This is a genomic window from Brevibacillus sp. MS2.2 (assembly GCF_013284345.1).
Classification (GTDB): domain Bacteria; phylum Bacillota; class Bacilli; order Brevibacillales; family Brevibacillaceae; genus Brevibacillus; species Brevibacillus brevis_C.
In genome coordinates, this window is record NZ_JABSUZ010000010.1 from 65,657 (window position 1) to 81,773 (window position 16,117).

At 49.0% G+C, this 16,117-nt stretch carries 12 protein-coding genes; 7 read left to right on the forward strand and 5 right to left on the reverse strand.

Annotated features, from left to right (window positions below; genetic code table 11):
• Window positions 1-25 precede the first annotated feature (25 nt).
• Genes HP568_RS11660 through HP568_RS11670 form a run of 3 tightly spaced genes read left to right on the forward strand, consistent with a single transcriptional unit; the run spans window position 26 to window position 3,876 of the window.
• Window positions 26-1,228 carry an endospore germination permease gene (locus HP568_RS11660; protein ID WP_309142217.1) on the forward strand — a complete coding sequence of 401 codons (1,203 nt, stop codon included), beginning with the start codon at window positions 26-28 and terminating at the stop codon, window positions 1,226-1,228.
• Entirely contained in the window at window positions 1,215-2,723 is a 1,509-nt protein-coding gene (locus HP568_RS11665) for a spore germination protein (RefSeq protein ID WP_173629153.1), read from the forward strand. Before HP568_RS11660 ends, HP568_RS11665 begins: the two co-directional genes overlap by 14 nt.
• 1 nt (window position 2,724) lies before the next feature.
• Window positions 2,725-3,876: a Ger(x)C family spore germination protein gene (locus HP568_RS11670; protein ID WP_173629154.1), complete on the forward strand. Its 1,152-nt coding sequence runs from the start codon at window positions 2,725-2,727 to the stop codon at window positions 3,874-3,876.
• Between the two features lie 55 nt (window positions 3,877-3,931).
• Here the strand turns inward: HP568_RS11670 and HP568_RS11675 are convergent, their stop codons facing one another.
• The 5 genes from HP568_RS11675 to HP568_RS11695 all read right to left on the reverse strand — a co-directional run bounded on the left by HP568_RS11675 (window position 3,932) and on the right by HP568_RS11695 (window position 11,691).
• Window positions 3,932-5,710 (reverse strand): acyl-CoA dehydrogenase family protein, encoded by a 1,779-nt coding sequence (locus tag HP568_RS11675; RefSeq protein ID WP_048034624.1) that lies wholly within the window; start codon window positions 5,708-5,710, stop codon window positions 3,932-3,934.
• Between the two features lie 25 nt (window positions 5,711-5,735).
• On the reverse strand, window positions 5,736-6,914 hold the full coding sequence (locus HP568_RS11680; protein WP_048034625.1) for an acetyl-CoA C-acetyltransferase: 1,179 nt from the start codon (window positions 6,912-6,914) through the stop codon (window positions 5,736-5,738).
• Between the two features lie 18 nt (window positions 6,915-6,932).
• Window positions 6,933-9,341: a 3-hydroxyacyl-CoA dehydrogenase/enoyl-CoA hydratase family protein gene (locus HP568_RS11685; RefSeq protein WP_173629155.1), complete on the reverse strand. Its 2,409-nt coding sequence runs from the start codon at window positions 9,339-9,341 to the stop codon at window positions 6,933-6,935.
• A gap of 358 nt (window positions 9,342-9,699) precedes the next feature.
• The gene (locus HP568_RS11690) at window positions 9,700-10,821 is read right to left on the reverse strand and encodes an S-layer homology domain-containing protein (RefSeq protein WP_173629156.1); all 1,122 of its coding nucleotides are present in this window, start codon (window positions 10,819-10,821) and stop codon (window positions 9,700-9,702) included.
• A gap of 453 nt (window positions 10,822-11,274) precedes the next feature.
• On the reverse strand, window positions 11,275-11,691 hold the full coding sequence (locus tag HP568_RS11695) for a hypothetical protein (protein WP_056492027.1): 417 nt from the start codon (window positions 11,689-11,691) through the stop codon (window positions 11,275-11,277).
• A gap of 152 nt (window positions 11,692-11,843) precedes the next feature.
• On the opposite strand from HP568_RS11695, the gene HP568_RS11700 reads away from it, so the two are divergent.
• The 4 genes from HP568_RS11700 (at window position 11,844) to proC (ending at window position 16,083) form a co-directional block, all read left to right on the forward strand.
• Window positions 11,844-12,461, forward strand: coding sequence for a hypothetical protein (locus tag HP568_RS11700; protein WP_173629157.1), 618 nt, complete (start codon window positions 11,844-11,846; stop codon window positions 12,459-12,461).
• Between the two features lie 350 nt (window positions 12,462-12,811).
• Entirely contained in the window at window positions 12,812-13,930 is a 1,119-nt protein-coding gene (gene proB, locus HP568_RS11705) for a glutamate 5-kinase (RefSeq protein ID WP_173629158.1), read from the forward strand.
• Between the two features lie 21 nt (window positions 13,931-13,951).
• A complete protein-coding gene (locus HP568_RS11710) occupies window positions 13,952-15,220 on the forward strand; it encodes a glutamate-5-semialdehyde dehydrogenase (RefSeq protein ID WP_173629159.1) in 1,269 nt (422 codons plus the stop codon).
• A gap of 20 nt (window positions 15,221-15,240) precedes the next feature.
• On the forward strand, window positions 15,241-16,083 hold the full coding sequence (gene proC, locus HP568_RS11715; protein WP_173629160.1) for a pyrroline-5-carboxylate reductase: 843 nt from the start codon (window positions 15,241-15,243) through the stop codon (window positions 16,081-16,083).
• The last annotated feature ends 34 nt before the right edge of the window (window positions 16,084-16,117 follow it).

The following is a 16,117-nucleotide window of genomic DNA, read 5'->3' on the forward strand; positions in this document are numbered from 1 at the left end:
ACGAAGTATGTTTCCATTAGCGTTCGTGAGAGCTTCCCAAAATATGCATGCGACTTGGCACATTCTGCCGCTGAATCGAATAAATCCCAACACCCTGCAAATACTGTTGGGAGTACGAGATTACTTTGGCGGGGAAATCATGAAAAACGGATTATCTTTTACACAAATCGTCGTCATGCTGCTTTTAACCAACGGATTGATGAACCATGTCATCGTCATTCCGATGATGCTAGATTCGGCAAAAAGAGACTCCTGGATCTCGGTTTTGTTAGCTGGGCTGCTTTACTTGTTGTGGACTGGTTTGCTCTATTCGGTCTATAAACAAACTGAGAATAAGCATCTGTTCCAGTGGATGAAACAGACTTACGGCTTCCCTCTGTATTTTGTTTTGGCGCTGCTGACATGTATCTACTGCTTCGCAATCGCCACCATGACGATGACTGATACGATTACCTGGATCAATTTATCGTTTGCTCCAGAAACACCTCTGGGGGTAAATACGATTTTGTTTGCAGTCCTGTGTCTCGTAAATGCCCTGTTTGGAATCCGCTCTATCGCCATTACCTCATCTGTCCTTTTGCCATTCGTCGTGCTCTTAGGATTTTTCGTCATGTCTACCAACTTTCCAAACAAGGATTACAGTCTTCTCCTCCCCATCATGGAAAATGGGATGCCCCCTGTGTTAAAAGGAATGATGTATGCGGGCACTGGCTTTGTCGAGCTGCTCCTCTTTTTATTTTTGAAACACCATCTACAATCCAAAGTGCCGTACTATCAACTATTCATCCTGGCGTTTGTCATGATTGGCCTTACATTCGGGCCAACCCTAGGGGCGATCGTAGAATTCGGTCCTGATAAAGCCGGAAAATTGCGCTATCCTGCCTATGAAGAATGGCGACTTGCCAATATCGGCCTGTATATCGAGCATCTCGATTTCCTGAGCATATACCAATGGTTTAGCGGTGCCTTTACGCGAATTTCTCTATCGCTTTTGCTCATTGTAGAGATCCTGATGATTCCTTATGGCAAGAAGCGGACTTGGTGGTTGATCGGGCTCTTTTTCTTCTCTTCTGCCCTCTCCCTCTATCCGATGAGTGCGATTCAATATTACAGCCTTTTATCGAAACAGATTATGCCTAGTCTGTTGGTATTGGCCCTGTCTCTTTCCGTCGTTTTCGCTCTCTTGACAGCCTTCGCCCCTAGGAGGAAACAACATGAAGAATCGTAGGTTTGCCAAGGTCAAAGGGTATACGCCAGCATCAGCTGTTAAAGAATTACCCTCGATTTCTGTACAAGCGTTTCAAGATTTGTTTGAAGACTGTAATGACGTATGCATAGATACACACACGCTGATCCCAGGACGCTCTCCCACTCGTGTGCATTTTATCTACGCCGACTGTATTTGCGATTTAGATCACATCAGTGAGTACTTGATGCCGCAGCTCATTCAACTTTTTGTCAACGAAGACATTCTCCATGCAGAAGAGTTATTTGAGAAACGGCTCTTTTTCATGAATGAGCTGGCGCAGCCGACGAATGTCGATTGGATATGCAGGCACGTTTTTTCCGGAAATTTATTGCTGGTGTTTGAAGACTTTCAAGCAGTCTATTATGTGGAGACTGGCAATCCTCCCAGGCGCGAACCCGAGGAAACGAATACAGACGCCTCGATTAGCGGCCCCCGAGATGGCTTTACAGAAGAAATGAATACGAATCTGGGACTCATCCGCAAAAGGCTGCGGACGCATCAATTAAAATTCGTCCCGTATATCATCGGCAGCCACACGCATACGCGTGTTGGTTTGTTGTATTTGCAGGACCAAATCGATCCGCCGTTGTTGAAAGAAATTCAAGACAGAATGAACGCTCTTGATAGCAAAGGCATCATTAGCGGTATGCAAGTAGAAGAAAGATTATCTCGATCACCCTTTACTCTTTTGCCAGAGTTTCAATACACGGGAAGACCCGATTATGTGGTAAATGCCCTGTTAAAGGGACGATTTGCCGTTTTGGTCGATGGCTCTCCCATTTCGCTTATTGGTCCTGTAAACTTTTTCATGCTGCTAAACGCTGCTGAAGATAGCAGCTCCTCTGTTTTTTCCGTCGTATTTGTTCGGATTCTACGACTCGCCTGTGTCATCATCGCCCTTTTTTTACCCGGCTTTTGGGTAGGACTCATTACATATCATCAGGAACAGCTTCCCTATACACTCATTGCTACCATCGTCAAATCGAGACAAGGTGTTCCATTGCCGGCTGCCTTGGAGGTTTTGCTCATGGTGCTCTTGTTTGATCTATTCAAGGAGGCTGGTTTGCGCCTTCCTCTGTCCATCGGTCAAACACTATCTGTTGTAGGAGGCCTGATCGTCGGACAGGCAGCGATATCGGCTGGTTTAACCTCCACAGGGAGTCTTGTCATTGTCGCGCTTTCCGTAATGGCTACCTTTACGTTATCCAATCAGCATATCGTCTCGTCAGTCACACTGTTTCGGTTCGGGATATTGCTCTTATGCTCGCTTCTCGGGATGTTTGGCTTCATGATGTCGCTTCTCGCAATGGTTCTGTTCTTTTCCAACATGCGCTCTTTTGGCGTGTACTATTTGTCTCCACTTGCCCCGACCTCTTGGCCTGATTTGTATAAAACGCTGTTCCGCACACCATGGCGCAAAGTGGAGAAAAGTCCTGAGTTCCTGCATAATCCTGAAAAAAGGAAGGGCTCCTGACATGGCTCACATCCGAGCAATAGCTGTCCTCCTCCTCCTTCCACTCCTGCTATGTGGCTGCTGGAACGCGCGTGAAATTGAGAATCTGCTTTATGTCAATGCGCTTGGGGTCGATTATGTGGACAATAAGTTCGAGGTATACGCCCAAATATTGAGCTTCTCTACCATCGCCAAACAAGAAGCGGGAGGAGAACGGTCTGCGAGTGGGGTCGCCATTGCAAAAGGGGTCGGCGATTCTTTTGTGAGCGCCCTCTTTAGTCTCTATCCCACGAATCAGGAGCAAATGACTTGGAGTCATATTCGCTCTCTGGTTCTCAGTGAACAAGTACTGAAACACCAGCATCTCGATCAGGTCATCGATGAGCTTGATCGGTTTTACGAATTTCGCTACACAATCTGGACGTATGCGACCAAAGATCCACTGATGGATATTCTTACGCCCAAGCAAGTATTCAACCAGCCTGTCATTTACTCGCAATTGTCCAATCCACAGGATCTTCACAAGCAAAACTCCGTGATATACCCGATGAAGCTATTTCAATTTGTCAGTAAAAGAGATGAGCCCAACAAGGTCGTCTATTTGCCAATGCTCTCTATTAACAGAAAGACCTGGACAGAGGACAACAAACCTTTACCCCAGCTTAAAACAACGGGTGCCTGCATGCTGCAAAACAAGGAGGTCAAGGGATGCTGGCCGCGCTCTGAACTGCTCGGATTGCGCTGGTTAGACGAACATACCAACCGATCGTTACTGACCGTAAAAAAAGGCAAGCAACCTCTCGCAAACCTTGTCCTGCAAAAACCAAAAGTAAAGATACAGCCGCTGTTGCGAGACAATCAAGTCGCGTTTCAGATTGATGTGGAGCTGCTAGGTTTCATACCACAATATCAGCACATAAGCCCCGTTCGGGAAATCGAAAAAGAAGCCGCGAAAAAAATTGAAGAGGAGATTCGGGGGCTGTACGAAAAAGGTCGGAAGCAGCAGATGGACACGCTTCAGCTCGGTCACACCCTTTATCGGAAATATCCGCAAGAATGGAAACGAATGCAGCAAAATGGAGCACTACCGCTTCAGCCTTCTTCTCTGGGAGCGGTGAACGTCAAAGTGACAATTCACGATGGCGGGATTTCGAAGGTGAAGCAAGTGCGTTAAATACGAAAGGAGCAAAGCGTTGAGCTTTGCTCCTTTTTCCTTTTACTATTTCGAACTACACCACATACGCTCCCGCTTCGATCACGCGGTCTGCAATTGAACGTTTCAGTGCTACCGTGTTGATCGGCGTGCGGCGGGTCAGCTTTTTCAGGATCGAGAGGCGCAGACGAAGCTCGTCGCCCTCTTCCATTGCCGCCAATGCTTCTTTTGCCCAGCCTTCGATACGGTCGAATGCCTCATGTACATAGACAGCGGTCATTTCCAGCTTTTGCTGCTCGGCTTCGAGGCCATTTGCCGCCATTGCTTTCTCTGTCCGCTTCACGATGCTGTCCATTGCATACAGCTCGATTAGCATGTCAGCCGCGAATGCCAAGAGTTCCTGTTCTTTGGACATCGCTTGTTGGTATTTCATCATCGCAGAACCAGCCACCATCAAAATGATTTTGCGCGTGATGTTGATCAGATGCTTTTCCATAGCCAAAGGTGCATCTTCAATTTCTTCTGGATAATAGCTCATCAGATCTGCTTGCAGGCTGCTTGCTGCTTGCAGGAGCGGCAGTTCGCCTTTCATCGCCTTTTTCACGAGCGTATCCGGGATGAGCATGCGGTTGATTTCGTTCGTTCCTTCGAAAATGCGGTTAATCCGCGAGTCACGGTACATGTTCTCGATCTCATACTCGGACATAAAGCCGTATCCACCGTGGATTTGCACACCTTCGTCCACGCAGTAATCCAGAACCTCAGTGGCAAATACTTTATTGATCGAGCATTCGATTGCATAATCAGCAATCGCTTTCGCAACTTCCGCGCCATCATCCGCTTTTTCACCCAAACGAGTCAGCGCTGTATCGAACAGACCCACTGTCCGATAGACGGAGCTTTCAGCCGCATACGTTTTCACTGCCATGTTCGCCAGTTTGTTTTTGATTAAGGTAAAGTTGGCAATTGGCGTTTTGAACTGCTTGCGCTCTTTTGCGTAGTTCGTCGCGAGTTCCACCGCTTTTTTCGCGGAGCCGACTGCGCCTACCGCGAGCTTGTAACGACCCACGTTCAAAATGTTGAACGCGATCACGTGACCTCTTCCAGGCTCACCGAGCAAATTGTCTACCGGCACAGGTACATCTTGCAAAATGACCGTGCGTGTCGAGGAGCATTTGATCCCCATCTTCTTCTCTTCCGGTCCAAACGAAACACCTGGGAATGTACGCTCGACGATAAAGGCAGTAAATTTCTCGCCATCAATTTTCGCGTATACGATAAATACATCAGCAAAGCCAGCGTTTGTGATCCATTGCTTCTCTCCATTGAGAATATAGTGCGTGCCATCTGCGGAGAGAGTCGCTGTCGTTTTCGCACCCAGCGCATCTGAGCCAGAGCCTGGCTCTGTCAGGCAGTAGGCAGCGATTCGTTTTCCAGACGCCAGATCAGGCAGGTAGCGCTGTTTTTGCTCCTCGTTTCCAAAGTACACGATCGGCAGTGAACCGATCCCGACATGGGCGCCGTAGCTGAGCGCAAAGCCGCGAGCCAGCGAGAACTTCTCTGTTACGAGTGCCGTGCTGACTTTATCCAGCCCTAGTCCCTCGTATTTCTCCGGAACGTCTCCAGCCAATAGACCGAGCTCCCCTGCTTCCTTCAGCAGACGAACCGAAATATCAAATTGGTGGTTTTCAAGCTCTTCCAAATGAGGACGAACTTCATTGTTGACGAAATCCTCCGTCGTTTTGGCAATCATCTTTTGCTCTTCGGTGTATTCTTCTGGCACGAATACATCATCAGCTGAACCTGCATCGATCAAAAAGCTTCCACCGCGGATCAAATCTTTTGTTTCTGCCATTACTATCCCTCTCCTTATATGAAAATTAGATCATTTCAAAAACGCCAGCGGCTCCCATTCCACCACCGATACACATCGTAACGACTCCGTATTTGCCGCCTCTGCGCTTCATTTCATTCAAAAGCTGGACGGTCAGCTTGGCACCACTGCAACCGAGTGGATGCCCTAATGCGATTGCCCCACCATTTACATTGACCTTTTCAGGATCGAGTCCCAGCTCGCGAATGACGGCAATCGATTGAGAAGCGAACGCTTCGTTTAACTCAAACAGATCGACATCCTCCAAGCTGATTCCCGCCAGCTTCAATGCTTTTGGAATCGCGACAACCGGACCAATCCCCATGACATCAGGGTCTACGCCGCCAACTGTAAAGGAACGGAACTTGGCAATCGGCTCGACACCCAGTTCGGCTGCTTTTTCGGCAGACATCACGAGAACTGCTGCCGCGCCATCGCTCGTTTGCGAGGAGTTTCCTGCTGTTACGCTACCTTGTACATGAAAGACCGGCCTGAGCTTCGCGAGTGCCTCCATCGTGGTGTCCGAGCGCGCTCCTTCATCCTTGTCGAAAACACGTTCCTGAACATGAACCTTGCCAGCTTCATCGACAAAATGCTGCTTGACTGTCAAAGGTACGATTTCATCCTGGAATTTCCCTGAAGCAATCGCAGCCGTCGCACGCTGATGGCTTTGCAGAGCAAAAGCATCCTGATCCTCACGAGAAATGTTGTACCTCTTCGCTACTTCTTCAGCCGTATGGCCCATACTCATGTACGCTTCCGGCTTCGTTTCTACCAGAGTCGGATTGAGTGCGATTTTGTGACCGAGCATTGGTACCAGACTCATGCTCTCCACCCCGCCAGCGACAACCACATCGGAGCTGCCAACCATGATCTGCTGAGCAGCGTAAGCAATCGTCTGCAAACCGGAGGAGCAAAAACGATTGATCGTGATTCCCGATACATTTGTCGGCAATCCGGCACGCAGTCCGATCAGGCGAGCCATATTCATGCCTTGCTCAGCTTCCGGTACAGCCGTCCCCATGATGATATCCTCGATATCAGCCGGATCGAGCTGTGGCACGCGGCGCAACAGGTCGCTGACAACTGCGGCTCCCATATCGACTGGGTGAAAATCCTTGAGACTTCCTTTTTTCGATTTACCGATAGCGGTGCGGGCGCCCGCGACAATAACTGCTTCTCTCATCGTTATCCCTCCCTCTCCCTAGTTACGCAAAGGCTTGTTTTTAGTCAGCATGTGCTGCATCCGTTGCTGGCTTTTCGGCGTCTTGATCAGTTCGAGGAACGCTTGCTTTTCCAGCTCCAGAATGTAGCTCTCTGTTACTTCTGTACCCGCTGGCACGTTACCACCGGACATGACATAGGCAACTTTGCTTGCGATCAGCTCATCATGCTCGGAAATATATCCACTCTTCTTCATGGCGTAAATATTTTGGCGCAGGTTCGCATAACCCGTTTCTCCGATGACGCGAATTTTGCGTGGCGCTGGCGGCGTGTAGCCCTCTTTATCCATCGTGAGCACTAGCTGCTTCGCATCGTACAACAAATGATCAGCATTCACGCTGATGCGGTCGGTCGGTCGCAGGTACCCCAGATTGATGGCTTCCTGACCGCTCGTAGATACCTTTGCCATGGCAATGGCTTCAAACGCCTTCGCAACGAATGGGAACGGATCAACTGGCATGCTGCCTCCCTCTGGAACGTTTTCCATTGCTCGGAACAGCATCTCCTTCGTTCCTCCTCCACCTGGCAGAAGCCCTACTCCCACTTCAACCAGTCCAAGGTACGTCTCTGCCGAAACCTGTACACGATCCGCGAGATAGACCACCTCAACACCGCCGCCCAGCGTCATGCCAAACGGTGCTGCGACGACTGGACGATGCATGTAGCGCAGTGCCCGTGCTGTTTTGTGGAAGTTCGTGACGAGCATGTCGAGCTCCAGCCAATTCTCATCCTGTGCTTCCATCAATGCCATTGCGAGATTCATCCCGACGCAGAAGTTTTTGCCTTGATTACCGATAACCAGACCGGCGAAATTCTTCTGCACTTCCTCTGCGGCCTGACTTGCCATCTGCAAGACATCCATCCCAAGTGCATTGTGCGGGGAGGTAAATTCCAGACATGCAACTCCATCGCCCAAATCGACCAAGGCGGCACCCGCATTTTTCTTGATCAGCTTGCCTTGTTCCTTAAGTGCAGCCAAGTTGATGTTTTCTTTACTCTCTTCAACGTCCTTGTAGGTGCCTCCGATGGAAAACACGCTGCGCTTCCCTTGCTCTTTTTGATAAAAGGAGGTTTTCCCACTCGCAAGCAGCTCTTCGACAAGTGCCGGAATCTTCTCGTTTTCCTCACGCATTTTTGCTACTGACTTTTCGAGACCAATGGCATCCCATGTTTCGAACGGCCCCATCTCCCAGCCGAAGCCCCACTTCATGGCCTGATCAACAGAGACGATATCGTCTGCGATCTCATGAGCTTTTTCAGCAGAGTACAGCAGTACCTTTTTGAAAACACTCCAGACAAACTCACTGCCCTTGTCCTTGCCGTATGCGAGCGCTCTCAACTTCTCAGGCAATGTCTTGACTGTTTTGGCTGTTTCGAGGGAAGCGAACTTCGGCCTCACACTTGGACGATATTCCAGCGTGTCAACCGACAGTGCCATAATCTCTTTGCCTTTCTCTGTCTTCACCTGCTTGAAAAAGCCTTGACCAGCCTTTTGCCCGATCCATCTTTTCTCCACCATTTGCAGAACGAACTCCGGTACTTCGAAAACCGAGCGCTCCTGCTCATCCGTGCTTTTGTTCCTGACATTACCCGCCACATGCACGTACGTATCCAGTCCGACGACATCTAGTGTGCGGAACGTAGCGCTTTTCGGACGGCCGATGACCGGACCTGTCAAAGCATCTACCTCATCTACCCCAAGCCCCAGTCGCACCATTTCGTGGATCGAAACCTGCAATCCATATGTACCGATGCGATTGGCAATAAAGTTAGGTGTATCCTTGCAAACAACCATTCCTTTTCCGAGCACATGCTCACCAAAATGCCTCATGAAAGAGATGACTTGCGGGTCTGTATCTAGACCTGGGATCAGCTCCAACAGCTTCAAGTAGCGTGGTGGGTTAAAAAAGTGTGTGCCGAGGAAATGCTTGCGGAAGTCATCAGAGCGTCCCTCTGCCATTTCGTTGATGGAAACCCCAGACGTATTGGAAGACACGATTGTCCCTGGCTTGCGATGCGCTTCTACCATAGCGAAGACGCTTTTCTTCACCTCGATGTTCTCGACAACGACCTCAATAATCCAATCGACCTCGCTCAAGCAAGAGAGATGGTCTTCGAAGTTACCAACTGTAATCAGGTCGATGTTCTTTTTATCGTAGAGCGGCGCCGGCTTCTCCTTCAAAAGTCGGTCACGGCCCGCTTGTGCGATCCGGTTTTTCACCACGCGATCAGACAAAGAAAGCCCTTTTGTACTCTCATCTGCTGTCAATTCACGCGGCACGATGTCCAGTAAATAAGTGGGAATACCGACGTTGGCTAAATGTGCTGCGATCCCGGCGCCCATAACGCCTGAACCGAGAACTGCCGCCTTGCGAATTTTGCGTTCCATCTCCAAATCCTCCTTTTAAAAAACCTAGTCATGGCTTATTCATGGTCAAAAGAATGGCCTCGCAACAGTGAATACCTAATTTTCAGACTAGAAGATCATTTTTAAAACTTCTACTTTCTCTATAGATATTCCTGTGTACATCAGCACATGTCTTAAGTTGAATGAATGCTCATTCAGTTTGTGGGTTAAAAAATGACATCCCACGTTTTGGCTGTCTTACATGCCCGGAGATGTTACGCTCCCACCAACTGAATCACCGTTCAGTTTTTATTGTAATCGAAAATTCTGTCAGTTGCAATCGTCACTTCGCGAAAGAAAAGAAAAGGGGCGTCAATTGTCCAGTGCCCCTTTTTCTGTGCTATTTTTGCGAGTAAATCAGTGTGGTGATCTTGCGTCCATAAGCGTTGGATGCGTCTTCTTCCAATCGGTATTCAATCTGGAAGTCTCCGTTTTTCGGGTCTACATAATGAGCAATCACCCAGAGGGTTTTCGAATTGTTTTCGTCAGCCTTGACCGATACTTTTACCGGTCCGTTGTACGTGGGCACTTGCTCCAGCTTTGCCATACTTTTGAGCGCATCGTCTGTAAAGAGCGCAGACAACTGCTTCTGATTTTTGGTTTCGTACGCCAAATTCGCTGCTCGTAAATACACCTGCGCGATGTGCTGCTGATTCGCAGATGAACCACGGAACTGCGAAGCTACATCCATCCGGTAATAATCAATCAGTCGATCCATCACAACGATGTATTCTGCACGCGTCAGAATCTTGTTCGGAGAAAAGGTCTTGTCCGTGAGAAACAGATTGAATTCCCGGATCGCCAGCGGGTACGGTGAATATGTATCCCGATAGAAGCGGTCGCGCTTCCATTCGTAATGGCTGTTAAAGAAAGAGACTGTATCTTGTGGTTTAATATTAGCTGTACGGTATTTTTGTGGTGCCAGCATATGAAATAGCATCAAGCTGGCTTCTTCTCTCGTCAATGGCCACTGCATCCCGGCACTGGACATCCACCAGTCCGGATTTTCCTTCTCTTGCTTTTTCATCAGGTGCCCGGTTTCAGCCAAATATAGATAGTACAGCATCCGGTCTCCTGGATCAAACTTACCCAAATCGTCCGTTTCGATTTTCATCATGGTCTTTAGATTGCTCAGCAGTTGATCTACTTCCCCCCGGAGTAGATAGCGGTGATCCAGGTTTGGCTTGCGTTCTGGCTTTTCAATCGGTCCATATATCGTCTCAAAAACGCGATTGAGCATAGCCAAAGCTTCGCCTCGAGTAACTGGCTTGTTTGGGTAAAAAGGCTGATATCCCTTCCTCTTTACGATGCCCAGATCCGCCATTTCGTTGATTTGCTCACGCGCCCAATGTCCCTGTATGTCTGTATACATGCCAGGTGCAGCCGCATTCGCACTCCCTGAAAAAACGCTTTGCACCACTAGCAGTGCCAAGAGAAAAACGATAGCAAAACGCTTTACCATGACTTACGATAACTCCTTTCTTTCCATGATCGTTGCCTTACTCCCTTTTTTTGGAATTCGTCCCCAGTAGCATCCATTCCTGCCATATTGGTCTATTTTCCTGGGTCTGATCTCTCTCTTTCTTGTATCGGGATGAAAACGGAACTTTGTTATACTTTTTCAAAACAAATGAAAAAGAACCGCACTTTGTATGAGCGGCCCAATTATATCCTTTTTCTCTATACGCTGACTATCCTTCAATCTGCTCTAACCAGCCTGGTCCCTTGGTCACAAGCAGCCGATATAAGAAAATGTTGATGAGAGTGAACAGGACGAAAATCCCAAGAGCGGTCCCTCATACGGATATACTAGCGAAAAACTGGCGAGGACGACTAAGCCTCCTGCCATAAGGCCTATGTCCAACGGGAAATGAAAAAGAGCCGTCGGTTATCCCAACGGCCCTCGTTATTAATCTTAGTCTTGTGGTACAAAGCTACCATCACGCAGCATAGTCAATTCGCCCATGAGGAACGCTAAATCTTCGTTTTCACCGAACTTGCCACTCTCTTCCAAAGCTTCCAAACGACGCAGAAGCATGTTGGCAAAATCTTGAATCTGTATCGGATGTGCCTCCATATCCGCCTCATCCAAAATTTCAAAACCAGTCAAGGCTTCCAAGTGGGTTACGATACGGAAACCGCCAATTTCCCCTAGGAACTCTTGCTTGTTCATTTTTGATTTCTCCAATTTTTGCAGCATGGACAAAATATCATTCGCTACCACACTCGGAAAAGCAACCTGATAAAAGTTGCGGTTTTTCGCTTCATCGGTTTTGATAATCAAAACATCAATACCGTCCGGCTTTTTTGCTTTTTTGCCAAACCCAAACATATATTCCACCTCAATCGTTCGATCTGTCCAACTCTCTCCATGATAGACATAATCCGAGAGTCAGACAACCCCTATCCATATATTAACTGGGCTATTTGTCTTTTTTCACACACACGCTAACATAAAACGACTGCTCCCAAGTGAGGTGCACCATGAAAGTCAATTGGAAAAACTGGATGTTTATTCTCGTTCTCTCTTTGCTCGTCACAGGATGCCTGACGCAAGTAAAGCAGGAGCAGGCAAAAACCAAGGCCAAAACACAGAGTAAGCCTGTCAAGCAGTCTGCCATCCAAAAGCTTGGCGATAACAAAATGGATGTCGTCCTCTTTTTGAAGCAAGCCGAGCATCAGCTAGAAAATGTGTATTATGCTGCTGCGGACAACGCGAAGGGCAAATCTGTGATTGAGGATGGTCTCGTCTTTCGTGAATTGCCTAAGCGCTTCGATAGTAAAGACAAGATAACGGGGTACTTCGGGCGTTTTTGGAGCCGTCCACTGGCAGAAGCCATGTACGACAACATGACAACCAAGCTGGTGAAGGAAAAAGTATACGTAGCAATCCCACGCGTCGACTATCCGACTTTGATCTCGGTACGAAACACGACTGTCCAAAAAAACAATGGAGAACTCAATGTGACTGTAGAAGATGTAACCGATTCTTCTTTTGCTTCTGACCGCACGCTGCGCTACCGACTCGTGCGCGATCAAAAGACCAAGCGCTTCGAAATCAAATCACGGTTGGGCGCTTATGGGAATGAACAATTTCAATAAGCCTCTTGACATTTCTTGTGGATCAAGCGAATAATAGTTAATTAATAAGCACATAGTGAGCGGCAATGACGGGGAATAGTAAAACCGCCCTTCAGGTCCAGAGAGCGAAATCCACCGGCTGAGAGGTTTCGTCCTTGAATCGGTTTGAACCCACCCCAGAGCATCCAGGGAAGACCTGGACAGGTTTCTTTCACCTGTTATCAAAGAAAGAGAGCCGGGCGTTTCTTGGCTGAAGTATGTCTTCAGTCCAAAACGTCAAATAAGGTGGTACCGCGTGAGGTTATCAAGCCCTTTCGTCCTTATCAAAGAGACGAGAGGGCTTTTTTGTATGCAAGAAGGGGGTTTTACGCATGAAAAAGGGTAAGTTGCGTTTGGTAGTAAAGGTGGGGAGCAGTTCAATTGCAGCAGCTACAGGCGGTGTTGATCCGGCGAAAATGTCGCTGCTCGTCTCGGCTATCAGCCAATTGCGCGAAGCGGGGCACCAGGTTGTCTTAGTCTCCTCGGGAGCTGTCGCCAGCGGCTATCAAAGTCTCGGCTATCAGCAGCGACCGCGATCCTTGGCAGCCAAGCAAGCAGCCGCGGCCATTGGGCAAAGCTTGTTGATGCAAACCTATACGCAGATGTTCGGCGCCCATAACTTCAGCGTGGCGCAAATCTTGCTGACACGCGGTGACTTTTCTCACAAGGAACGGTATCAGCACGCATTTTCCACGTTGTCACTGCTTTTGGATAAAAACATTTTGCCAATTATCAATGAAAATGACACGGTATCCGTAGCGGAATTGACCTTCGGAGACAATGATATGCTTGGTGCTCTCGTCGCTGGTCTCATCCATGCCGATTTGTACATGATCCTGACTGATACGAATGGTTTGTACGACAAAGACCCACGTTATCATACTGATGCCAAACGCATGGGCTGGCTCGAATGTGTAACGGACGAAATCGAGGCACTTGCAGGTGGAGCTTCCCAACTAGGAACTGGAGGTATGCGCTCCAAGCTGATCTCAGCAAAAACCGCCCAATCATTAGGAATTCCCGGCTTTATCGGAAAATTGACGAATCCCACTGATTTACTGGATGTCCTTACTGGCAACGGGAATGGTACCTACGTCAACTATCATCCAGAAGCGCCTGCAACGAACGGCGTTCCTACACGCAAACAATGGATTGCGCTTCACTCCCCTACCCGCGGTAAAATCACGGTTGATAGCGGTGCAGCAGAAGCGATTTTGGAAAACAGCAAAAGCTTGCTCTTGGCAGGTGTCCGCGATGTATCCGGCATGTTCGAGCAAGGTGAAGTTATCGAGGTTTACTGTGAGGGTACGCTGATCGGTCGCGGTATCAGCAGATTTACTGCAACACAGTTAAGTGATTTTCTTTCCCCTGATAACGTAACGCGACACAGCGGTACTGTTATACATCGGGATGAATGGACGCCTGTCATCAAAACGAATCCATGTAAATAGAAAGAAGGAGTTGGAGAAACCATGGAAAGCTTGAAAGAAAAAGTGCATACACAAGTAAGCCTGGCCAAACAGGCTTCACGAAAAACGGCCATACTCTCTCGCAAACAAAAAGACCAGGTGCTCGTCGCAATCGGCAACCAGCTACTGGCAGATGAGGCTGTCATTCTCTCAGAAAACGCCAAGGACATCGCCCTCGCGGAAGCAGACGGTCAGCCTCCTTCCTATCTGGATCGTCTCCTGCTGACGCCAGAGCGAATTGCCCAGCTCGTAGATAGCCTGGCGCAGCTGGTATCCCTCGATGATCCGGTCGGGGAACGAATCGACTCGTGGACACGACCAAACGGACTTTTTATCGAACAAATCCGCGTCCCATTCGGTGTTATTGGAATGGTGTACGAAGCCAGACCGAACGTCACCGTTGACGCTGCAGCTATCGCCATCAAAACGGGCAATGCAATCGTCTTGCGCGGCAGCCACAGCGCTGTTCACAGCAACCTCGCGTTGGTGACTAGCATTCGTCAAGCGCTCACTGCCACCGGACTTGACGCAGAAGCGGTACAGTACTTGCCTTTTGCCGAACATACCTCTGTCGATTACTTGTGCACCGCCAATGGACTCGTCGATGTCATCATCCCTCGGGGTGGGGCAGGACTGATCCAGCGGGTTCTGCAAATCGCAAGCGTTCCTGTACTCGAAACAGGCGTCGGCAATTGCCACATTTATGTGGATGAAGCCGCTCAGTACGACATGGCTGAAAGTATCGTGATCAATGCCAAAACAAGTCGACCTGCCGTTTGCAATGCTGCCGAAACACTGCTCATGCATCGCAATTGGCCACTGGAAAATCAACGAGCCTTGCTCCAAAAGCTACTGGCGAAGGGTGTCGAGCTCCGTGCTTGTGAGCGTACGATAGAGCTGCATTCCGACCTCGCCGCTCAACTGCACCATGCAACAGCAGAAGACTGGGATACGGAATACTCTGCGCTAATTCTCGCGGTTCGCACTGTCGATAGCCTGAGCGAGGCCATTGACCATATTACTGCGCATACTTCCGGTCATTCCGAGGCAATCGTAACGGAAGATGAAGTCGCTGCCCGTCAGTTTTTGACTGCGATCGATGCTACAGCGGTTTATCATAACGCCTCTACCCGGTTTACAGATGGTGGAGAATTCGGCTTCGGTGCCGAGATCGGCATCAGCACGCAAAAGCTCCACGCTCGTGGGCCAATGGGCTTGCCAGCGCTCACTTCTTACAAGTATGTCGTACGCGGAAACGGCCAAATCCGATAGTCCAAAGGGAGGGAATCACCATGAGTAACCAAGTAACAGCGATTACAGAAGGGCGGATCGGTTTTCTCGGTGCAGGCTCGATCGTGGAGGCCATGCTTTCCGGTATCGTAAAGAAAGGCTTACTCCCTTCTGAGCGTATTTCCGTCACGAACCGCAACAATATGGAGCGTTTGGAAGAGTTGGCAAATGACTACGGGGTAACTGCTACTCAGGACAAATTTGAGGTTGTCCGTTCTTCCGATATTTTGATTTTGGCCATCAAGCCGAAGGATGCCGCAGAGGCTTTGCAGGATTTGCGCGGGGTCGTTCGTTCCGACCAGTTAATCATTTCGGTGATTGCTGGCGTCTCTACCAGCTTGATCGGAGAGTGGCTCGGTGCAGAATGCCCGATCATCCGCACGATGCCCAATACTTCGTCTGCCGTTGGTTTGTCTGCTACAGGACTGTGCGCGAATCCTTTTGTCCAGGAAGAGCACCGCGAGCTGGCTACCAAACTTTTCGAAGCAATTGGCACCGTATATGAAGTCGCCGAAGAAGAGCTGGACATCATTACTGGATTGTCTGGAAGTGGTCCTGCTTATATTTACTATTTAGTAGAAGCCATGATGGGGGCAGGTGCCACCGCGGGGCTGGATCGGGAAATGGCACGCCAATTAACACTGCAAACCGTAATCGGCGCGGCACATATGCTGCTCGACACGCGCGAAGAGCCTTCGATTCTCCGCAAAAAAGTAACGAGTCCGGGTGGAACGACCCAGGCAGGACTGGAAGTATTGGAAGCCTATCAATTCCAGGAGGCCGTCACTGCAGCCATTCTGCGTGCTGTGGAAAGATCGCGGGAGATGGGGGCACAATACCAGTAAAGTCGTTTTGTCCCCCCTCCTTGTCATGTATAAT